Raw genomic sequence first — 20,583 nt, forward strand, 5'->3', positions numbered from 1 at the left:
TTTTATTTGAGGTTTTTATTTTAGTGTCGAGAAAAGCACGGCACGAAATTGTATGAACGCCAGATAAACTGTCATAATGCGCTCAAGTCCTTCATTTATTGGAGGGCTTTTTCTTTATGGCAAAGGTGTTTTGTTTTTATGACAATCGAAATTCTGATGGTCATAGGCTTCTGTCTCGCGGCCTATTCTATTGTCGGTAATGATGTGCCACAGACATTGGGAACCTTTATTTCATCCAATGCGCATCGCCCTTGGTGGCTGTTGTGGATCTATGTCAGCAGTATTCTAGCCATTGTATTGGTTTATGGTTGGTACAGTTCTGGCGTGGGGGATGCATCTTATGGTCGTTTAGAAACGATTCCATTTCCCGCAGAAGGGGTCACGTGGCTCTATATTGTGCCACCGATCTTACTGATCATTTTGACTCGCTACGGAATCCCAGTCAGCACCACATTCTTAGTGTTGACGATTTTCTCTCCGAGTAGTCTCGGCTCGATGTTAACCAAGTCCATGATGGGTTATGCGGTAGCTTTTGTTGTCGCAATTATTGTTTATCGTTTTGTAATTAAAGGCATCTCGGTTTATTTCAGTAAAACACGTGATGAAACACCCTCGAATATTTGGGTGGGACTACAGTGGGTTTCGACGGCATTTTTATGGAGTCAGTGGCTGATTCAGGATTTGGCCAATATTTTTGTCTACGTCCCTCGTCAGGTGCCGCTGGAGTTCCTGATTTTTGCAATTGTGGTGTTTATCGTACTGCTTGGGATCATTTTGTACCAACGTGGTGGGGCGATTCAGGGCATTATCGACACCAAAACGGGTGTGGCTGATATCCGCTCGGCAACCATTATCGACTTTATGTATGCCTTGATTTTATTGGTGTTCAAAGAGTGGAGTAATATTCCAATGAGTACCACTTGGGTGTTCTTGGGCTTACTTGCAGGACGTGAATTTGCCATGTCCATGCATTTACATGAAGTGAATAAATATCGAACTTCACGAAATGTCAGCAAAGATGCGATGAAATTGATGCTTGGTTTATTGATGAGTATTTTCTTAGCGACAACCTTGCCATGGTTCTATCGTGTGGTGTCGGGTTAAGTCGGCACGATATAGATTTGAAGTAGGACATCGAGTAATAAAAAAGGGGAATGATTTATTCCCCTTTTTGACATCCAAAATACAGTTAGACCACGAAATTTTTCGGGCAATCTAAATTTTTCAGTGCACTAAAGATCTGCTTCGAAGAATTACATACGATCAGTTTGGCACGATGCTGCGGCGGCAAGAAACCTTCAGCGACCGCATGGTCTAATTGTGCAATCAGTGCATCATAGAAGCCATTGACGTTATAAAGCATCATCGGCTTTTGGTGTTGATTCAACTGTCCCCAAGTGGCGATTTCTAGAATTTCTTCGAATGTACCGAGACCACCGGGCAGGGCAACAAAGGCACTTGCACGTTCTGCCATCATGGCTTTACGCTCATGCATACTGCGCACGACGTGTAGTTCAGTCAAATGATTATGTGCAATTTCATAATCCAACATAAACTCAGGAATCACGCCAACGGCTTCGCCGCCATGTTCGACCACAGCGTCAGCGACTTGACCCATCAGGCCAATACTGGCGCCACCATAGACCAGACCAAAACCATGTTCAGCCAAGCCTTGCGCCAACGCGATGGCTTTTTCTTGATAAATTGGATTGTTCCCAGAGCGGGAGCCGCAATACAGTGCGATTAAAGGTTGTGTTGTAGCAGGAGAAGGATTACCACGTTTTTCTGTCATTTTTAATCCGCTATTCATTACGTTTTAATTTTACCTTAGCATGTTATTTTTTATGACACTACATTGGCAGCTAAATATGACAATTTAATGTCATCACTGGGTTTAAATTCTTCCATACTGAGATTGTACTTTGGTAAAAAAGGGTGAATTTTTACCTTAACTTGCTATACTTAAAACTTCATTTCAAGCTAAAGAACCGTCATGGGTAGTGGTTGTTGTCACTCAGCACACATCAAAATATTAGAAAGAACGCCATTAAAAGCGTTTGCGCATGTCCAATGCATTTCATCTTCAAATCAGCATGATCTACGTGTGAATAACATTCAGGAGATACAACCATGATCTTTGAATGGATGTCCGATCCTTCTGCATGGGTGGGTTTATTAACACTGGTGGTGCTTGAGATTGTTTTAGGTATCGATAACCTGGTTTTTATTGCGATTCTTGCGGAAAAATTACCGCCAGAACAGCGTAATACCGCACGGATTGTCGGCTTATTGCTTGCACTGTGTATGCGATTGGTCTTACTGGCCTCAATTGCATGGGTGGTGACTCTAACCAATCCACTGTTCCATATTTTCGACCATCCATTCTCCGGTCGAGACCTAATCTTACTGTTTGGTGGGGTGTTCTTGCTATTTAAAGGCACCATGGAACTGCGTGAACGTCTTGAAAACAAGCCGATGCTCAAGGAAGAAAATCCTGTGCATGCGACGTTTTGGATGGTGATTGTGCAGATTGTGGTGCTCGATGCTGTGTTCTCGCTCGACAGCGTGATTACCGCTGTCGGGATGGTGAAACACCTGTCAGTCATGATGATTGCGGTCATTATTGCTGTCGGCATCATGCTGTGGGCATCTAAGCCTCTGATGAACTTCGTGAACCGTCATCCAACGGTAGTGATTCTGTGCCTGTGTTTCTTGATGATGATCGGTTTCTCGCTCTTAGTCGAAGGCTTTGGTTTCCATATTCCAAAAGGCTACTTATATGCAGCCATTGGTTTCTCCGTACTGATTGAGTTTTTGAACCAAACCATGCGTCATAATCAGGAAAAAATGGTGACAACCACAGACTTACGTTATCGCACAGCCTCAGCGGTGATGCGTATGCTTGGTGGGAGAAATGTTGCAGACAATCAAAATGAAAATGAAGATGTGCTTGCAACACGTGCCTTTGCCGATGAAGTCTTTGATGAAGACAACGGGGTTTACCACAGTGTCATGGTACAAGGGGTACTGGGTTTATCTGAACGTCCAGTGAAGTCAGTGATGACACCTCGTCCTGAACTAGAATGGATTGACTTGGATGAAGCGCCTGAGGCGATTCGTGCTCAATTACTCAGTACCACGCATTCACGTTTGATTGTGGCACACGGCGAGTTAGACAATATCGCGGGTGCGGTACTGACTCATAAAGTCATGAATGACTATATTGAAACAGGCGTACTTGATTTTGAAAAGCATCTCCGTGAGCCTGTAGTGGTGCATGAAAATGCACAAGTCTTGATGGTGATGGAACAACTGCGTCAAGCGCCGTTGCAAATGGCCTTGGTGTTGAACGAATACGGTTCAATTGAAGGGATTGCAACACCAATTGATGTCTTAGAAGCGATTGCTGGTGAGTTTCCCGATGAAGATGAACCGGAGACAGCAGCAGAAAGTCTCGATGATGGTTCATTGTTACTCGATGGCTCAACTGACATTCGTCATGTGTCTTTATTGTTGGGTCGTGACTTGGTGGATGATGCTGAACAGTATTCGACATTGTCCGGATATATCTTATTTCATTTGGGCCGTTTACCAGCCAATGGTGAAAAATTCAAAGCGGATGAACACATCTTTGAAGTGGTCACAATGGATGGTCATAAGATCGAAAAAGTGCATGTCATTCCCATGCCAACTGAAGATTAAGTTGCGTATCGGGGGGTAATCTATATAGATCACTGATGTTACGCACGTAAAAGTAATTACGCATTTTTAAAATGATTTTTAAGTCTATTCGACGGAGTCTTACATCTAGGGTTTAAATAAAGGGATTAGCCTTCGGCTGGAGGTACTTTTGTTTCGGCAAAAGTACCCAAAACCATTGTCATCCGCAAAACTCGTTCACTACCGTCAAATTATTCAAAGCATTGCAAAAACATTTTTGATTAGAAGTAGTCCTGTCTCAAACACTTGCGGATGACCTTACCGTGTATCATTCTTTTATTTGAATCGATACGGATCTACTGATGAAAATTGTGTGGAAAGATCCGTTAAAATAGCCTGCATTGTCAGGCTATTTTTTTATGGAAACAAACATGTCACAAGTCCAGTGTCCGTGTGGCAAAGGTGAATATGGTAGCTGTTGTCAGCCCTTACATACGGGGTGTGAAAATGCACAGACTGCAGAGCAGTTGATGCGTTCACGTTATAGTGCTTTTGCACTGCATAAGATTGATTATATTGTACAAACAACTGCGTTTGGACAGCAGCAAGCCTTGGATGTCAGTGCCATTGCAGCGTGGAGTCAGGCCAATCAGTGGTTAAAACTTGAGGTGGTACAGGCTCAAGAAAAACTCGATAAAAACCATGCTCAAGTTGAATTTAAAGCCCATTATCACGATGGGCAGCAAGCGCAGGTACATCATGAAATTTCACACTTTGTGAAGTTCGAGCAGCGCTGGTATTTCCTTGATCCGACCACAGAGATGCAAATCACCATGAAGCAGCCCTGTATTTGTGGTTCTGGACGAAAATTTAAACAATGTTGTGCGCAATTTTTATAACATTTGAGCAGATTTAGCTTAGAATAGCGCGCATCTCAACCCTCAGTGGAAGAAGGGCGATGTTACTTACCGTTATTTATATTATCGCAATCACGGCAGAAGCAATGACAGGTGCATTGTCTGCGGGTCGGCGGAGTATGGACTGGTTTGGGGTAACATTGATTGCCTGTGTCACGGCACTGGGGGGCGGTTCGGTTCGTGATGTGCTACTTGGGCACTATCCACTGACATGGGTTAAGCATCCCGAATACCTCATGCTGACCTGCTTTGCTGCATTTGTCACCATCCTGATTGCAAAGTGGATGCGTCATCTTCGTAATATCTTCTTAGTTCTCGATGCCCTTGGTCTCATTGGCTTTACCATTATTGGCTGTCAAATCGCTTTAGAAATGGGACATGGTTTTGTGGTTTCTGCGGTAGCAGGGGTACTAACGGGCGTCTCTGGCGGTATTTTACGAGACATCCTTTGTAACGATGTCCCGCTGGTGTTCCGTCGTGAACTTTATGCCAGTATTTCTTTTGTGTCCGTGATTTGTTATTGGCTCTGCATTGAGATTGGCTTATCGCTAGAATTGACCGTCATTGCGACGCTCATTTTCGGTTTCACCTTACGTCTGATCGCCATTTACTTTGGCTTAGAAATGCCTAAATTTATTTATAAAGATGATGATGATCAGTCGGTATCTTCAAAAGATTTGTCATAGCCGCGTTGCTATAACATCACATTAAAATGCTGAAAAGACGGATCAATGGTCGGTCTTTTGCATGGATCTATACTAAAAAACGCAAAATCATACATCCTGTTGGGAAAGCAGTGTTCATCCTTCCACCAGTTCAGAGATCTTGTTATGGACTTAGTCTCACGTATACAACGCTTACCCATCGGTAAGTTTCACTACACTTTACTTTGGGTTATTGGCCTTGGCTGGATGTTTGATGCCATGGATACGGGGCTCATTTCTTTTATCTTAGCGAAAATGGCTGAAGATTGGGCCATGACGCCAAATGATAAAAGTTGGGTGGTCTCGATTGGTTTTGTTGGGATGGCGATTGGCGCGGTGTTTTCTGGAGGACTGGCAGATCGCTTTGGCCGAAAAACAGTCTTTGCATGGACATTGGTGATTTATAGCTTAGCCACCGCTGCATGTGCGTTTGCACCTAATCTAACTTGGTTGTTGGTGTTTCGTTTTATTGTCGGCTTAGGTTTAGGGGGGCAACTCCCAGTCGCGGTGACTTTGGTCAGTGAATATATTCCGGCGCATGTGCGTGGTCGTTTTATTGTCTTACTAGAAAGTTTTTGGGGACTGGGCTGGTTGGTTGCAGCGTTGGTCTCACGCTTTATTATTCCTGATTTTGGTTGGCATGCAGCGTTCCTGATTGGCGGTATTCCTGCGTTATATGCGATCGTGATTTGGAAAATGGTGCCTGAATCGGTGCCTTATTTGATTAACCGTGGACGTTTTGATGAAGCACATGCATTGGTGAAAAAGATTGAAGCCAAATGTGGTGTGGAAGTTGTTGAAATCTTTGAGGTCAAACCGGTTGCAGAAAAGCACAACATCAGTTTTTCACAGTTGTGGTCAGGCATTTTTGCACGTCGTACTTTAATGCTGTGGCTCATTTGGTTCGGTATCGTCTTTTCTTATTACGGTATTTTTACGTGGTTGCCAAGTTTATTGGTTAAAGAAGGCTACACCATTGTTCAATCCTTTGAATATGTTTTGGTCATGATTTTGGCACAATTACCGGGTTATATTGCAGCTGCATGGTTGGTCGAAAAATTAGGTCGTAAAGCTACGTTGGCGGGCTTCATTGGGATGTGTGCCATTTCGGCATATTTCTTCGGTCAGTCTGGCAGTGTGACAGAGATTGTGATTTGGGGCTGTTTAATGTCCTTCTTTAATCTCGGTGCTTGGGGCGTACTTTACACCTATACACCAGAACAATACCCGGCCAATATTCGTGCCTTTGGTTCGGGCTGGGCGGGTGCCATTGGTCGGATCGGGGGCATTGCCGCGCCTTTTGCTGTGACACATATGATGGATATGGATCATGGTTTTAGCTATGTCTTTATGATGTTTACTGCAGTCTTAATTGCAGTTGCTGTGGTGATTTTGGTTTTAGGTGAAGAAACCAAGGGCAAAACTTTAGAATCCATCGGTCTATAAAGACTGTTGAATTTTTAGTTGATCATGGTGAATAAAATGGATATTTTTACGCCATAAGACACAATTTGTCGCAGAGTGTTAGATCATCCCCTTGTATAGGGGACACCTGCGACATAGCATAAGAACCCAATAAAGAACGAACAATTTAGGATTACAGGTTGTTATGACAAGCCTTGCGCATCATGCGACAGAAAACCGTTCCGTAGCAGAATTTACCGAACAAGCATATCTCAACTACGCCATGTACGTGATTATGGATCGTGCATTGCCACATATCAGTGATGGTCTAAAACCCGTTCAGCGTCGTATCGTCTATGCGATGAGTGAACTCGGGTTAAAGCCAACGGGTAAGCCAAAAAAATCTGCACGTACGGTTGGTGATGTACTGGGTAAATACCATCCTCACGGTGACTTAGCTTGTTATGAAGCTATGGTACTCATGGCGCAGCCGTTTAGTTATCGCTATCCATTTATTGAAGGTCAGGGAAACTGGGGTTCACCAGATGATCCGAAATCCTTCGCAGCGATGCGTTATACCGAAGCAAAACTGTCTGCTTATAGTGATTTATTATTGTCTGAGTTAGGACAAGGAACCTGTGATTGGCAGGATAACTTTGATGGTTCGATGAAAGAGCCAGTGAATTTACCGGCACGTGTTCCAAATATTTTACTCAACGGCACAACGGGTATTGCAGTGGGTATGGCAACGGATATTCCACCGCATAACTTACGTGAAGTGGTGAAGGGCACCATCGCCTTAATTCGCAATCCAAACTTAACTGATGAGAAAGTCGCAGAATATATTCCTGCACCTGATTTGCCTACACGTGCGGAAATTATTACCTCTCCAGAAGAATTACTCAAAATACAAACCACGGGTCGCGGTAGTTATCGAACTCGTGCGGTGTACAGCATTGAGAAAAATGAAATCGTGATTACGGAGCTGCCGTATCAGGTTTCAGGCTCAAAAGTGATCACGCAGATTGCAGATCAAATGCAGGCGAAGAAGTTGCCATTGGTCACGGACTTACGTGATGAGTCAGATCATAAAAACCCAACACGTTTAGTGATTGTCCTGCGCTCGAATCGTATTGATGCTGAATCGGTGATGAGTCATTTATTTGCAACCACTGACTTAGAGTCGAGCTATCGTGTCAATATGAACATGATTGGCGCTGACGGTCGTCCGCAAGTGAAATCGATCCGCCGTATTTTGTTGGAATGGATCGAAATCCGTAAAAATACCGTGACACGTCGTTTGACTTATCATCTGAATAAAATTGAAAAACGGTTACATATACTTGCAGGCTTGATCATTGCCTATCTGAATATTGATGAAGTGATTCGTATTATTCGCGAAGAAGATCAGCCTAAACCCGTGTTAATGACGCATTTTAATATCGATGAAATTCAAGCCGAAGCCATTTTAGAACTCAAGTTACGTCATTTGGCAAAACTTGAAGAAATGGAAATGCGCCGTGAACAAGAAGAACTGGAAGCCAAAGCTGCCATTATTCGTGAACAATTGGCGAATCCTGAATCATTAAAAGCCTTGATCATTAATGAACTGAAAGAAGATGCGAAGAAATTTGGTGATGACCGCCGTTCTCCAATTGTGAAACGTGCAGAAGCCCATGCGATTAATGAACAAGATATGCTTCCTGCAGATCCTGTGACTGTGGTGTTGTCTGAAGCGGGTTGGATTCGCTCGGCGAAAGGTCATGAAGTCGACGCTGAGAACTTAAATTTCCGTGCAGGTGACCAATATCTCAGCCATGCACAAGGTAAATCAAATCAACGTGTTTATGTCTTAGATGATGCCGGTCGTAGCTATGCTTTGGGCATCAATACTTTACCATCCGCGCGTGGTTTAGGTGAGCCTCTGAGTTCTAAACTTGCACCTGCAAGTGGTGTTGGCTTTAAACAAGTATTTATTGCTGAAGATGAAACAGAAGTCTTGGCCATGAGTAGTAAAGGCTATGGCTTTAAAACCCAAGCGAAAAATCTAGATACCAATGCCAAAGCGGGTAAAGCCTTCCTTAGCTTGTCCGAAGGGGCGGCAGTTATGAATTTAACGGCGATTGAGAATGCAACACATCTTGCACTCCTCAGTTCTGCGGGGCGTTTGCTGTTGGTTGAACTTGATGAATTACCAGTCCTAAATAAGGGTAAAGGTAATAAATTGATACAACTTGAGGCAAAAGATCAAATTGTATCCATGACAACTTTGAATTTAGATGAAATAATTCAAGTGCTTGCAGGTAATCAACAATTAAAGCTTAAAGCCGACGATCTGCAAAAATATGTGGGCAAACGTGCATCGAAAGGCGTGTTGTTACCACGTGGATATCAAAAAGCAAATAAACTGTTCATTCAAAGATAATACTAGCATCCATGGAACGAAATACGTTATATATGCTGTTATTCGTGAAATGGATGCAATATTAAGCACAAACAAGTTAAATAATGACCGCTTAATATTGAAAAAAAACAGTTGGATTATTAAGGATTACGACAGGAGAATTGGGCGTTATGGAAAAGATTTGGTTCGCTGAATACCAAAAGACAGGGATTCCAGAAACTGTAGAATTACCCGCAGAAAATACCTCATTGGTCGATATTTTTGAGCGTAATTTCCAGAAGTTTGGCTCAAGAGATGCCTTTATCTTCATGGATAAAGTCTTAACTTTTAAAGAACTTGATGAAGCTAGTCGTAAATTTGCAACTTATTTGCAAAGTTTAGGTTTGGCCAAAGGTTCACGCGTTGCAGTCATGATGCCGAACGTTCTTCAATATCCTGTTGTCGCATTGGGTGTATTCCGTGCTGGCCTGGTATTGGTCAACGTGAATCCACTGTATACCTCTCGTGAACTTGAGCATCAATTGAATGACTCTGGAACAGAAGCTCTTGTTATTATTGAAAACTTTGCATCTGTTTACCAAGCGATTATTGGTAAAACCCCAGTAAAACACGTGATCGTGGCATCTGTGGGTGACATGCTTGGTACGCTGAAAGGTACATTGGTTAACTTTGTATTACGTTCAGTACGTAAACAAATTCCAGCTTGGAACATTCCAGGTCATATTCGCTTTAATGCAGCAATGTCTAAAGTGAGTGCAAACAATTACAAACGTCCAAACTTAACTTTAAGTGATACTGCTGTACTTCAGTATACCGGTGGTACAACTGGCGTATCTAAAGGCGCAGAATTGACCCATCGTAACCTTGTGTCAAATATGTTGCAGTGTGATGGTATTTTCCAAAGTAAATTTGGTCAGAAAGATGGTCAGCCAGATGATCGTATCTTCTGTGCATTACCGCTGTATCACATCTTTGCATTTATGGTGTGTGCACTTTACGGTATGTACAAAGGTCAGGCAAACGTATTGATTCCTAACCCGCGTGACCTACCTGCGGTAATGAAAGAATTACGTAAATACCAACCTTCATTCTTCCCAGCAGTGAACACATTGTTCAATGCTTTGGTGAACAATGAAGAGTTCAAGCAACTTGACCACAGTAAGCTAAAAATGGCGATGGGTGGTGGTATGGCAGTGCTTCCTTCGACTGCAGAAGCGTGGAAGAAAGTTACAGGTACCAATATTATCGAAGGTTATGGTTTATCAGAAACTTCACCTGTTGCAACCGCAAACCCTCCAGCATCAATGGAATTCAGCGGTACGATTGGTATTCCATTGCCACTGACTGAAGTTGCTATTTTAGATGATGATGGCAATGAAGTTGCTCAAGGTGAGCAAGGTGAAATTTCGATTCGTGGTCCTCAAGTCATGAAAGGCTATTGGAACCGTCCAGATGAAACTGCCAAAGTAATGACGGCGGACGGTTTCTTCCGTACAGGTGACATTGGTGTCATGGATCCACGCGGTTATGTGAAGATTGTAGACCGTAAAAAAGACATGATTTTGGTGTCTGGCTTCAACGTTTATCCTTCTGAAATTGAAGAAGTTGTTGCAAAACATCCAAAAGTGCTAGAAGTTGCTGCGATTGGTGTTCCTGATGAAAAATCAGGTGAAGTACCTAAATTATTCGTTGTGAAAAAAGATCCATCTTTAACGACTGAAGAAGTTTTGGCATTCGCAAAAGAAAACTTAACTGGCTATAAACGTCCACGTTATGTTGAATTTATGGATGAATTACCAAAATCAAACGTTGGTAAAATTCTACGTAAAGATTTGCGTAAAACCGCATAATACGATGCATAAAAAAAGCGCCTTCGGGCGCTTTTTTATCGCTTTAAATTTAGCTCATTAAAGCTTGCCTTTATTCATCGACCAGCGATCAAAGTAGCGACGTCCTACTCCAAAAACACCTAAGAAAATAAACATCGCACCGAACTGACGACTAAAGCCGGATTGGTTATAGCTGCCATAGGTTAAAATATTGTCGACTAAACAATACAGTGCAATGACAATGACCCAATGCCAAAGGGGAAGTTGCTTGATGGAAACTGCATAGAATGCAACCCACATGATGACAAAGCTGAAAACAGTCGACCAGACATTTAAGTTGGCGCAAATCACAGCAAGTAAAAATGCAGTCACTGGAATGACGATTTTTAAGACACGATCGACGCGAAGCTGATGGCGTTTTTGCTCTTCAAGAACTTCAAATAATTGATCTTGATCAGAAGTGCTCATAGAGGATCCTTTCATCTGCCGATTATAAAAACACTATATTTAACAAAAATTATTCACGAAATGCCATGGTATTATAGCAGCCATAAAATCTTCCTGAGAAAAAACACATGCACAGCATCAGTGGGATCATCTATCTCATTTTGGCCGCTTGTTTATTGCCATATGTATTTACATTTATTGCGAAGCGAGCTGCAGGTTTTAAGTCGAGTGATAATCAAAATCCACGTGAAGTTTTAGCGCGCTCTACAGGATTGGCGAGCCGCGCACATGCAGTGCAGCAAAATAGTTTTGAAAGTTTACCTTTATTTATTGCGGCTATTCTAATGGCTGAATACATGGTGATTCATCAACAATACATCATGACCTTTGGGATTGCCTATCTCGTTTTACGCGTTATTTATGGGCTATGTTATTTAGCCAATTGGGCAACTTTACGTTCAATTATTTGGACCTTGTCGATGTTATGCCCAATTTGTCTGATGTTATTGGTCATTAAATTAAGCTAAATGTTCTGCTTGATGATTAAATTATCAGCATGATCGCTAAAATCACAAAAAAAGCGATAAAACCGTTATAATTGTGCCGGATTAAAAGATTTAACTTTGTTTAAAGAGTGATGCTATGAGCTACAGCAATATCCCAGCGGGTAAAGATGCACCAAACGACATCTATGTCATTATTGAAATTCCTGCAAATGCAGCACCAATCAAATACGAAATCGATAAAGATTCTGATGCGTTATTTGTAGACCGTTTCATGGGTACTGCAATGTTCTACCCAGCGAACTATGGTTATGTTCCAAATACATTATCTTTGGATGGTGACCCATTAGACGTACTTGTGGTAACTCCACATCCAGTAGAGCCAGGTTCTGTAATTCGTTGCCGTCCTGTTGGTAAATTGAACATGGAAGATGACGGTGGTGTTGACGCAAAACTCATTGCTGTTCCACACGACAAATTGACTCCGCTTTATAAAGATGTTCAAGAATATACCGATCTTCCTGCATTGTTGATCAATCAAATTGAGCATTTCTTCCAACACTACAAAGACTTAGAGCCTGGTAAATGGGTTAAGTTAAGTGGTTGGGAAGGTGCTGATGTTGCGAAACAAGAAGTACTGAGCTCAATTGAAGCTTACCAAGCTGCGAACAAATAATATTGTTTTAAGTTGAGCATCGTTTTTATATGAAAACGATGCTCATAAAAAAAACCTGCACAGTGTGCAGGTTTTTTTTCGCTATCTTAGACTAGCTGCGAAATTAAAATAATTTCACAGGGATGTCTAACCAAATACGCCATTCATTGGTATCACCAATATAGTTGTTTTGGTAGTTATTACTAGCGCGGTAGTAAGAATGACGAAGGCGTAAGCTTGCATCTTTGGCAAAACCAGATTGAACGGTATATTTCACTTGGTTAAAGAATTCGCGTTCTTCTTCATTGTCGCTAATCATTGTGCCAGCATTATTAGTGGCTTTAATATCCCAACCGTAAACAAATGCTGAAGTCCAAGATAGGCCTGGAACATTTAATGCGCCAAAGTCATAGGTATATTGAAGTTGTACAGACTTTTCATCATTACCAATAAAGTCAGATAGATACGAGTTTGGCATGTAAATAGATTGTTTACCATCACCAACGTTTGTACCTAAGCCATAGTCGTAACCGGTATTACCAAAGTTTTGTTGGTAAGCAACCATGACATTGTGTGGACCACGATTATATGTTGTAGAAAGGGCAGCGATTGAGTTATCGAATGAGTCGTTGCTTTCACCAATTTGAGAATATAAGTATTGATTAGCATCTTTATCCCATTTTGTGTGATAAGCGCTTAAATCATAAGTCAATGAGCTTTTATCAGCTAAACCTTGAGTAAAATTGGCATTGATATAATGACGATCTAAACGATCTTTAATATCTGTACCATAGTAAGCAAGATTTAATTGATCATTTGCTTTATATTTTGCACCCCAAACAATTGCGCGGTCTAACTTAGCACCATCAGAATTAATTTGATTTGATAATTGATTTTCAGTGAATTTACCAGCGATCAGGTTAAGATTATTAATCTCATTACTTTCAACCAAAACACCTGTGTAGTATTCAGGTACTAGTCGTGCAGTATTACTTGCTAAAACAGGGATGTCGAGAAGTTGTGTACCGTAAGTTGCAGTCGTATTTGAAATACGTGCTTTTACATATGCACCGCCACGCGCCCAGTGATCATAAGCATCAACTTTACCATTCGCATCTTTGCTACCATGCGTTGGAATCATATCGTTACCGGTATGAGCATTTTCACCAAGTTTGATTGATGCATCGCCTATGATACCCGCTGCAAAACCAACAGTGCCTTTGGTAAAACCTGAATCAAGATTTACGATAGCAGTTTGCGCAAAAGAGCTAGTATCATCTACGCCATTTTTTTTATCACGATGTAAATAACCTGTACGGAACAATACAGAGCCTTCGGCATCTTCCACAAAGCCTTTAGATTCGCTTTGTTCGCTAGCAAAAGCAGTAGAAATAAGAGCAGCGTTTACTAATACTGCAAGTGTTAGTTGTTGAGCTTTAAGCATTGGGAGAGAGCCTCATGCAAATTTGGTTAATATGTAGTGCGATTGTATATTTTTTCTTAAAAAAATCACTATTTTTAATGCGCTTATTACACTAAAGTTAGAAAACATTCAGATCATTGGTCAATCTGTAATAAGCAAATATTTCGTATGTTATTGTTGTTTAACAAATAGTTTATTTAAATTGAATATATATCAATCTAAAGAGAAGTTTATTCATTACTTATCATAAAAAAATATAAAAAATGGTAAAAACTTTCATTTAACTTGCTGATTTATCATTACTCTTTGCGACAAATTGTGCCGAATCTAAATTCGTATTTTGATCAAAAAGTATATCAATGGTTGAGGTGCATGGCATCACTGTTCAGGCACAGTAAGCACCGTTGGCGTGTTTTTTGTAAATAGAGAATGACTTTTAGCGAAGTCGTCAGAAATGTTTTCCTTAAAATCTAGCTCAATAAAAGATGATAATAATCGTGATAAATACATATAAATGAAAACATTAAATCATTGTTAAAGACTGGAACACGATAAAAGACATTTTATGAATCAAAAGCTTAGTTTTTACTGTTTTATATAATCTTAGCTTTGTTTTTAAATGATTTAATTGATCAAAATAAGAAAAAAGGGGCTATACAGTGCGGTAAAATCGATTAAAATCGGCGCTAAATTTTACTCAACCCAATCCACGATCGATCCGATGTGGGGACTAAACATGATTCAATTTTATAAAAAAGCAATTTTAAGTATTTTAGTGACCCTAGGCACAGTCCCTGCATTTGCAGAACAAACTGAACAAGCCACAACTGCACAAGGGAATTGGTCTGGAAGTTTGGGCGTGGTAAACAAATATGTGTACCGTGCGAGTGAAGAAAATGATCAAGCGGCATTACAAGCTGGACTTGAATATGCACACAACAGTGGGCTGTTCGCGGGCTATTGGGGTTCTACACTCAACTATGATCCTACGGACGACAGTCAGTCGCATGGTTTTGAACATGATTTCTATGTCGGATATGGACGTGAACTCAATGAAGATTGGAGCTATAAGTCACAAGTGATGGCTTATGTCTATCAAGGTGGAGGTTCTGTTTATAACGACGACCGATCTGAAAAGCGTCGCACGACAGGCGTCGAATTTATTCAGGACATAAGTTATAAAGATTTAACTGCAAGCATGGCTGTATTGTTGTCTGATGTTAATTATGGCAACGCAGGCGATGTATATCTGAACGCTACTTATAGCTATGCATTACCGTATGATGTTTCATTAAATTCATCGCTCGGCGTTTCTGTTTTTAATGACAGTCACGATGACAGCCTATTAACAACCACAGAAGATGTAGTATTCACTGAAGCACGTTTGGGCTTAAGTAAACCGATTGCAGATACTGGATTTGAAATTGCTGCTGACTATGTATGGGGCGGTAAAGATCGAGAAGGCGAGCAATTAGATGATAACGTTGTGGTTGGATTGACCTATTCTTTCTAACATTAACGAGTTGACCTTATTCGGTCATATTCTTGAAAGTGCATAATGGTGATTGTGCACTTTTTTTATGCATTTTTGAGATCGGTGTTGAAAAAATATACTCAAAAAAGCGCATTTTTAAAATCCTGTTACATCTATCAACCCGAAGATTTAAATAATCTATATAGATGAAAATCTGCATTCTAAAATAAATTAAAGAGAAAAAAGGCCAAATAGGATAATTAAAAAATAATAAATAAAAACAGTAATATATTGGTTTTTGATAAACCAAAATGGTGGCTTCTATAAAAAAAATATGCGCTTATTTTTAAACATGGCACAGCGCTTGCTAATACATCATTGAGTTCAACGAAATAACCAAAAAATACGTCGTCGCACGATGTGGGGGAACAAACCATGAAATTTGCACTTAAAGCTTTATCAATCGCTGTACTTGGAGCAGCATCGACGTTTACATTTGCTGAAGCACCTGCTTCAGAGCATTCTGTATCTGGAAATATCGGCGTACTGTCTAGCTATAATTTACGTGGTATTACCAATGTGCCTGAAAATAAAGATGCGACAATCCAAGGTGGTTTGGATTATAGCCATGCATCAGGCTTCTATGCAGGTTGGTGGGGTTCAACATTAAACTATGGTGATGACCTACCGAATGGTTTTGAAAATGATTTTTATGCGGGCTATAACGGTTCAATTAATGATGATCTTGGTTACACAGCAGGTCTAACTTACTACTATTACTATGATATTGATACAAGTGATGCAAACGGTTTAGAAACAATGCTTGGGCTAAGCTATAAAGATTTTGGCTTAACAGCGCAAACTTTGCTTGAAGATGTTTCATGGGGTAATGCAGGTGATACTTATATCAAAGCATCATATAGCTATGCACTTCCTAAAGACTTCAGTCTAGATACCGCGCTTGGTTTATATGCATATCAAGATTCAGGTGATTTTGAAGAAAATTTAGGAACAACAGAAAGCTTTGGTTTCCGTCACTTTGATATTGGTCTAAGCAAGCCTTTAGCAGATGCAGGTGTTACCGCAAGCATGAATTACACAGTTGGTGGTTATGACCGTGCGGATGAAAAACAAAAGAATAAAGTCGTATTTGGTTTGAAATACGAATTCTAATTTTAAAGAGCATTAAAAATGGCGACCTTAGGTCGCCATTTTTTTAAGCATTGAGTTGGCTTCGATAGGACAGCGCTTCAGAAACGTGTTGAGCTTGAATGTGTTCACTTTGAGCCAAGTCGGCAATGGTTCTGGCAACACGTAATACGCGATGATAAGCACGCGCAGATAAATTCATTCTCTGCTGGGCTAACTGTAAAATATTCTGTGCAGTAGCATCCAAAACTGCTTGTTGCTCCAATTGCGTCGGCGTCAGTGCCATATTGGATTTTTGCTGACGCTCTATTTGTAACTCATAGGCACGAATGACACGATGCCTAACCGTACTTGAGCTTTCAACCTCTTGCGAACTTTGTAATTCATGCGCTGCCAGTGGCGGGACATCTATATGTAAGTCAATACGATCTAATAATGGACCTGAAATACGGTTTTGATAGCGTTTAATACTTTCAGCACTACATTGACAGCGGCTGTCTTGGTTGAAGGCATAGCCACATGGGCAAGGATTCATTGCCGCGATCAATTGAAAATTTGCGGGGAAGGTGATTTGACGAGAAGCCCGTGAAATCACAATTTCTTTGGATTCGAGTGGTTGCCGTAATACCTCCAATACCTTTCGATCAAATTCAGGCAGCTCATCTAAAAATAAAACCCCTAAATGTGCCAAGGTGATTTCACCCGGTTTAGGATTTGATCCTCCACCGACGAGGGCGATCGCAGACGCAGTATGGTGCGGCGCACGAAATGGACGCTGCCCAAAATGATGATTTGCACCTGCAATGGAATAAATACTCGCGACTTGCAAATTTTCTTGCATATCTAAGGGCGGAAGAATGCTGGCCAAACGCGAGGCGAGTAGAGTTTTACCTGTGCCTGGAGGGCCACGAAATAGCAGGGAATGACCGCCAGCCGCCGCAATTTCTAAAGCACGACGTGGTCTCAGTTGACCTTTCACATCAGATAAATCAAAAGGGTAACTGTGTTGATTGGCTGACGATGTTGAAGGGTGGCTACTGATTAAGGCTGAACGACTTAAATGTTCACATACATCCTTAAGATGCTGTGCAGGAAAGACTTGGAACTCCGGCAGTTGCGCCGCTTCATCGGCATTGAGTGCCGGTAGAATCAGATGATGCCCGATATGCTGACAGGCAATGGCTATACTTAAGATGCCACTGACAGGTCGTAAATAACCATCAAGTGCCAATTCTCCAATAAATTCAAAACCATCTGCTGCATTTTCAGGAAGTTGTCCCGACGCGATCAGAATCCCTAAAGCAATGGCGAGATCTAAACGTGAACCATCTTTGGGTAAATCTGCGGGTGCTAGATTAATGGTCAGACGTTTGGTCGGAAACTGAAAGCCGCTATTAATAATCGCAGAGCGGACACGGTCTTTACTTTCACGGACGGCGGCCTCAGGTAGGCCCACAATGGTCAATGACGGTAGGCCTTGGCTGACATGAACTTCAACTTCAATTTGGGGTGCATTTAAGCCGAGCAAACCCCGAGTATAGATTTTGGCAAAAGACATATTATTGTTCCGTTATGGTGCATTATTTTTAATCGTTATGCGTCTTTTGTTGCACTAAAAAGGTGCTTATTTTTTGTTCTGAATTTTTTGTTCGAGTTCTTCGACGTGTTTCAACAATTCATTTAAACGTAAATTGGCATTATTCAGTGCAGTACGTTGGCGTTCGATTTCTTCTTTAGATACGAGATCCATTTTGCTCACAGCTTCATTGAGTAAGCTGCGAAGATTATGTTCGACGTCTTTTTTCGGCTGATCGATTTGTTCTAATATCGCTTGTAATAAGGTTTCAATCATTGTTTTGACCATCCTCAGTGAATTGGTGGCAGCAGTTTAACATCGCCACATTCATGACCATAGTGCTTTTATTTAAATATGCGTTTAATCGATCAGTAAAATCGTAATTCTTCTAGTAAAAACGTCTATTTTTATAAGCATACGCAAGATTATCCGTATAAAATAGGTTATAAAGAAATCTCATGCTGGGCTGACTATTTTCCCCCGACTGTAGTCATATTGGCATGAAAATTGAACATAAAACCTTACAGGTGAAATAAGCCGAAGGAAAACAAAACATGAAGCTCGTAACTGCAATTGTAAAACCTTTTAAATTAGATGACGTGCGTGAAGCACTCTCTGAAAATGGTGTTCAAGGGATCACTGTCACTGAAGTTAAAGGCTTCGGTCGCCAGAAAGGTCACACTGAACTTTATCGTGGTGCTGAATATGTGGTTGATTTCTTACCAAAAGTAAAAATCGAAATCGCAATCAGTGATGAAATGGTCGATACCGTAATTGAATCAATTACTCGTGTTGCAAGCACAGGAAAAATTGGCGACGGTAAAATTTTTGTAAGCAATCTGGAACAAGTCATCCGTATCCGTACTGGTGAAACAGGTGCAGATGCCGTTTAAAAAATTGGCATGAAGTTTGCTGAGTAGCTAATAACTCAGAAAATCAGGTCGGGGGATACGAATGAAAAAAATGCTAATTGCACTCGGCTTGTCCAGTGCACTTTTAGGTGGTTCTGTTGCGTGGGCTGAAGAAAGCGCAACAGCACCTACAGAAGAAGTCACAGTAGTTGATACTGCAAATACAACAACGCTAAATACAACAGAAGCTGCAGTTCCAGTTGAAGCAGCGCCAGCACCTGCAGAACCAGCACCTACAGAAGAAGAACCTAAGCTCGATACAGGTGATACAGCATGGATTTTAGTATCCACTGCACTTGTTCTACTTATGACAATTCCCGGTTTAGCATTGTTTTACGGCGGTATGGTCCGTAAGAAAAATGTACTCAGCACCATGGCACACAGTTTTGTTGCTGTGGGTGTCGTGAGTTTAACGTGGGTGATTGTGGGTTATACCTTAGCATTTGGTGAAGGCAATGCCTTTATCGGTAGCTTAGACAAATTTATGTTGTCGGGTATCACTACAGAAGCGTTGACGGGTACGATTCCAGAGATTCTTTTTGTTATTTTCCAAATGACATTTGCCATTATTACCGTTGCCATTATTAGTGGTTCGATTGCAGAACGTATGAAATTCGGTGCTTTTGTTGCGTTCATCGCAATTTGGAGTGTCGTGGTTTATGCACCAATTACTCACTGGGTATGGGGCGGTGGTTGGTTAGGTAACGACGGTGCGCTTGATTTTGCGGGTGGTACAGTAGTTCACATCAACTCGGGTGTTGCGGGTCTCGTTGCAGCGTACATGCTTGGTAAACGTATGGGGCTTGGCCGTGAATCTATGGCGCCACATAACCTAACTTTAACCGTCATCGGTGCAAGCCTTGTATGGGTAGGTTGGTTTGGTTTCAACGGTGGTTCTGCACTGGGTGCAAATGGTTCGGCTGGTTATGCATTGGTGGTAACACAAGTTGCAGCAGCGGCAGCAGCAGTGGCATGGTTAATTACTGAAAAAGTGGTTCGTGGTAAAGCGTCTGTTTTGGGTGGTGCTTCTGGTGCAGTAGCAGGTCTTGTGGTGATTACACCTGCGGCTGGTTTTGTAACAGTTGGCGGCGCTCTAGCGATGGGCCTGATTGGTGGTGTGGTTTGCTTTTGGGGTATTACTGCACTGAAACGCGCCTTGAAAGCGGATGACTCTTTGGATGCGTTTGGTCTACATGGTGTCGGTGGTATCGTCGGTGCGATCCTTACAGCATTCTTTGCCAGCGAATTCATCATGGGTGACAATGCACCGAGCAACTTAATGCATCAATTATGGGTTCAAGTCGAAGGTGTACTAGCGACTATTGCTTACTCAGCAGTGATGACATTCATTATCTTGAAAGTGATTGATCTAGTGGTTGGCATCCGTGTAGAAGCTGATGACGAACGTATGGGTCTAGACTTAAGTCAACATGGTGAACGTGTAGAATAATAAGATCACAGTAAATCAATATATTGTGTAAAACAGCCCGAAAGGGCTGTTTTTTTTCCATATCTAGCGTAAAGCTC

General features: G+C 41.4%; 18 protein-coding genes. 13 read left to right on the plus strand and 5 right to left on the minus strand.

The annotated features are described in order from the left end of the window. The first annotated feature begins 138 nt into the window (after window positions 1-138). Window positions 139-1,104 carry a hypothetical protein gene (locus FTT88_RS05640; protein WP_078189479.1) on the plus strand — a complete coding sequence of 322 codons (966 nt, stop codon included), beginning with the start codon at window positions 139-141 and terminating at the stop codon, window positions 1,102-1,104. Window positions 1,105-1,189: 85 nt separating this feature from the next. On the opposite strand, the gene FTT88_RS05645 is transcribed toward FTT88_RS05640, so the two are convergent. Further along, a complete protein-coding gene (locus tag FTT88_RS05645; protein WP_078189478.1) occupies window positions 1,190-1,810 on the minus strand; it encodes a TIGR00730 family Rossman fold protein in 621 nt (206 codons plus the stop codon). Between the two features lie 320 nt (window positions 1,811-2,130). Here FTT88_RS05645 and FTT88_RS05650 point away from each other — a divergent pair, with 320 nt between their 5' ends. The 6 genes from FTT88_RS05650 (at window position 2,131) to FTT88_RS05675 (ending at window position 10,939) form a co-directional block, all read left to right on the plus strand. Further along, on the plus strand, window positions 2,131-3,702 hold the full coding sequence (locus tag FTT88_RS05650) for a TerC family protein (RefSeq protein ID WP_180022085.1): 1,572 nt from the start codon (window positions 2,131-2,133) through the stop codon (window positions 3,700-3,702). A 389-nt stretch (window positions 3,703-4,091) separates the two neighbouring features. After that, window positions 4,092-4,559 carry a YchJ family protein gene (locus FTT88_RS05655; RefSeq protein WP_180173752.1) on the plus strand — a complete coding sequence of 156 codons (468 nt, stop codon included), beginning with the start codon at window positions 4,092-4,094 and terminating at the stop codon, window positions 4,557-4,559. A gap of 59 nt (window positions 4,560-4,618) precedes the next feature. After that, a complete protein-coding gene (locus tag FTT88_RS05660; RefSeq protein ID WP_078189475.1) occupies window positions 4,619-5,263 on the plus strand; it encodes a trimeric intracellular cation channel family protein in 645 nt (214 codons plus the stop codon). A 144-nt stretch (window positions 5,264-5,407) separates the two neighbouring features. Continuing rightward, window positions 5,408-6,727 carry an MFS transporter gene (locus FTT88_RS05665; protein WP_078189474.1) on the plus strand — a complete coding sequence of 440 codons (1,320 nt, stop codon included), beginning with the start codon at window positions 5,408-5,410 and terminating at the stop codon, window positions 6,725-6,727. Window positions 6,728-6,890: 163 nt separating this feature from the next. After that, window positions 6,891-9,110, plus strand: coding sequence for a DNA topoisomerase IV subunit A (gene parC / locus FTT88_RS05670; protein WP_180010706.1), 2,220 nt, complete (start codon window positions 6,891-6,893; stop codon window positions 9,108-9,110). Window positions 9,111-9,259: 149 nt separating this feature from the next. After that, window positions 9,260-10,939 (plus strand): long-chain-fatty-acid--CoA ligase, encoded by a 1,680-nt coding sequence (locus tag FTT88_RS05675; protein ID WP_168378241.1) that lies wholly within the window; start codon window positions 9,260-9,262, stop codon window positions 10,937-10,939. A 57-nt stretch (window positions 10,940-10,996) separates the two neighbouring features. Here the strand turns inward: FTT88_RS05675 and FTT88_RS05680 are convergent, their stop codons facing one another. Beyond that, on the minus strand, window positions 10,997-11,386 hold the full coding sequence (locus FTT88_RS05680; RefSeq protein ID WP_180173753.1) for a hypothetical protein: 390 nt from the start codon (window positions 11,384-11,386) through the stop codon (window positions 10,997-10,999). Between the two features lie 107 nt (window positions 11,387-11,493). On the opposite strand from FTT88_RS05680, the gene FTT88_RS05685 reads away from it, so the two are divergent. Both FTT88_RS05685 and ppa read left to right on the plus strand, forming a co-directional pair. Then, a complete protein-coding gene (locus tag FTT88_RS05685) occupies window positions 11,494-11,892 on the plus strand; it encodes an MAPEG family protein (RefSeq protein WP_078189470.1) in 399 nt (132 codons plus the stop codon). 115 nt (window positions 11,893-12,007) lie between these two features. Next, window positions 12,008-12,544, plus strand: coding sequence for an inorganic diphosphatase (ppa, locus tag FTT88_RS05690; protein ID WP_180173754.1), 537 nt, complete (start codon window positions 12,008-12,010; stop codon window positions 12,542-12,544). 103 nt (window positions 12,545-12,647) lie between these two features. Here the strand turns inward: ppa and FTT88_RS05695 are convergent, their stop codons facing one another. Then, complete coding sequence (locus FTT88_RS05695; protein WP_180026517.1) at window positions 12,648-13,967, minus strand: OprD family outer membrane porin; 1,320 nt, start codon at window positions 13,965-13,967, stop codon at window positions 12,648-12,650. A gap of 715 nt (window positions 13,968-14,682) precedes the next feature. On the opposite strand from FTT88_RS05695, the gene FTT88_RS05700 reads away from it, so the two are divergent. Together FTT88_RS05700 and FTT88_RS05705 are read left to right on the plus strand one after the other, a co-directional pair. Continuing rightward, entirely contained in the window at window positions 14,683-15,459 is a 777-nt protein-coding gene (locus FTT88_RS05700; RefSeq protein ID WP_180064897.1) for a TorF family putative porin, read from the plus strand. Window positions 15,460-15,855: 396 nt separating this feature from the next. Continuing rightward, entirely contained in the window at window positions 15,856-16,593 is a 738-nt protein-coding gene (locus FTT88_RS05705) for a TorF family putative porin (protein ID WP_180173755.1), read from the plus strand. 43 nt (window positions 16,594-16,636) lie between these two features. Here the strand turns inward: FTT88_RS05705 and FTT88_RS05710 are convergent, their stop codons facing one another. Both FTT88_RS05710 and FTT88_RS05715 read right to left on the minus strand, forming a co-directional pair. Further along, complete coding sequence (locus FTT88_RS05710; protein WP_180173756.1) at window positions 16,637-18,127, minus strand: YifB family Mg chelatase-like AAA ATPase; 1,491 nt, start codon at window positions 18,125-18,127, stop codon at window positions 16,637-16,639. A 66-nt stretch (window positions 18,128-18,193) separates the two neighbouring features. Then, window positions 18,194-18,421: an accessory factor UbiK family protein gene (locus FTT88_RS05715; RefSeq protein WP_078189551.1), complete on the minus strand. Its 228-nt coding sequence runs from the start codon at window positions 18,419-18,421 to the stop codon at window positions 18,194-18,196. A gap of 278 nt (window positions 18,422-18,699) precedes the next feature. Between FTT88_RS05715 and glnK the strand changes: the two genes are divergently transcribed. After that, on the plus strand, window positions 18,700-19,038 hold the full coding sequence (glnK, locus tag FTT88_RS05720) for a P-II family nitrogen regulator (RefSeq protein ID WP_067763174.1): 339 nt from the start codon (window positions 18,700-18,702) through the stop codon (window positions 19,036-19,038). Between the two features lie 61 nt (window positions 19,039-19,099). After that, window positions 19,100-20,506 carry an ammonium transporter gene (locus FTT88_RS05725; RefSeq protein WP_180173757.1) on the plus strand — a complete coding sequence of 469 codons (1,407 nt, stop codon included), beginning with the start codon at window positions 19,100-19,102 and terminating at the stop codon, window positions 20,504-20,506. Window positions 20,507-20,583 lie beyond the last annotated feature (77 nt).

The sequence above is a fragment of the Acinetobacter sp. YH01024 genome (assembly GCF_013420195.1).
Lineage (GTDB): Bacteria > Pseudomonadota > Gammaproteobacteria > Pseudomonadales > Moraxellaceae > Acinetobacter > Acinetobacter amyesii.

Coding starts and splice junctions, on each gene's coding strand:
- FTT88_RS05705 (WP_180173755.1), top strand. CDS start 15,856: ATGAAATTTGCACTTAAAGCTTTATCAATCGCTGTACTTGGAGCAGCA.
- FTT88_RS05650 (WP_180022085.1), top strand. CDS start 2,131: ATGATCTTTGAATGGATGTCCGATCCTTCTGCATGGGTGGGTTTATTA.
- FTT88_RS05675 (WP_168378241.1), top strand. CDS start 9,260: ATGGAAAAGATTTGGTTCGCTGAATACCAAAAGACAGGGATTCCAGAA.
- parC (WP_180010706.1), top strand. CDS start 6,891: ATGACAAGCCTTGCGCATCATGCGACAGAAAACCGTTCCGTAGCAGAA.
- FTT88_RS05680 (WP_180173753.1), bottom strand. CDS start 11,386: ATGAGCACTTCTGATCAAGATCAATTATTTGAAGTTCTTGAAGAGCAA.
- ppa (WP_180173754.1), top strand. CDS start 12,008: ATGAGCTACAGCAATATCCCAGCGGGTAAAGATGCACCAAACGACATC.
- FTT88_RS05665 (WP_078189474.1), top strand. CDS start 5,408: ATGGACTTAGTCTCACGTATACAACGCTTACCCATCGGTAAGTTTCAC.
- glnK (WP_067763174.1), top strand. CDS start 18,700: ATGAAGCTCGTAACTGCAATTGTAAAACCTTTTAAATTAGATGACGTG.
- FTT88_RS05640 (WP_078189479.1), top strand. CDS start 139: ATGACAATCGAAATTCTGATGGTCATAGGCTTCTGTCTCGCGGCCTAT.
- FTT88_RS05660 (WP_078189475.1), top strand. CDS start 4,619: ATGTTACTTACCGTTATTTATATTATCGCAATCACGGCAGAAGCAATG.
- FTT88_RS05655 (WP_180173752.1), top strand. CDS start 4,092: ATGTCACAAGTCCAGTGTCCGTGTGGCAAAGGTGAATATGGTAGCTGT.
- FTT88_RS05695 (WP_180026517.1), bottom strand. CDS start 13,967: ATGCTTAAAGCTCAACAACTAACACTTGCAGTATTAGTAAACGCTGCT.
- FTT88_RS05710 (WP_180173756.1), bottom strand. CDS start 18,127: ATGTCTTTTGCCAAAATCTATACTCGGGGTTTGCTCGGCTTAAATGCA.
- FTT88_RS05725 (WP_180173757.1), top strand. CDS start 19,100: ATGAAAAAAATGCTAATTGCACTCGGCTTGTCCAGTGCACTTTTAGGT.
- FTT88_RS05715 (WP_078189551.1), bottom strand. CDS start 18,421: ATGATTGAAACCTTATTACAAGCGATATTAGAACAAATCGATCAGCCG.
- FTT88_RS05645 (WP_078189478.1), bottom strand. CDS start 1,810: ATGAATAGCGGATTAAAAATGACAGAAAAACGTGGTAATCCTTCTCCT.
- FTT88_RS05685 (WP_078189470.1), top strand. CDS start 11,494: ATGCACAGCATCAGTGGGATCATCTATCTCATTTTGGCCGCTTGTTTA.
- FTT88_RS05700 (WP_180064897.1), top strand. CDS start 14,683: ATGATTCAATTTTATAAAAAAGCAATTTTAAGTATTTTAGTGACCCTA.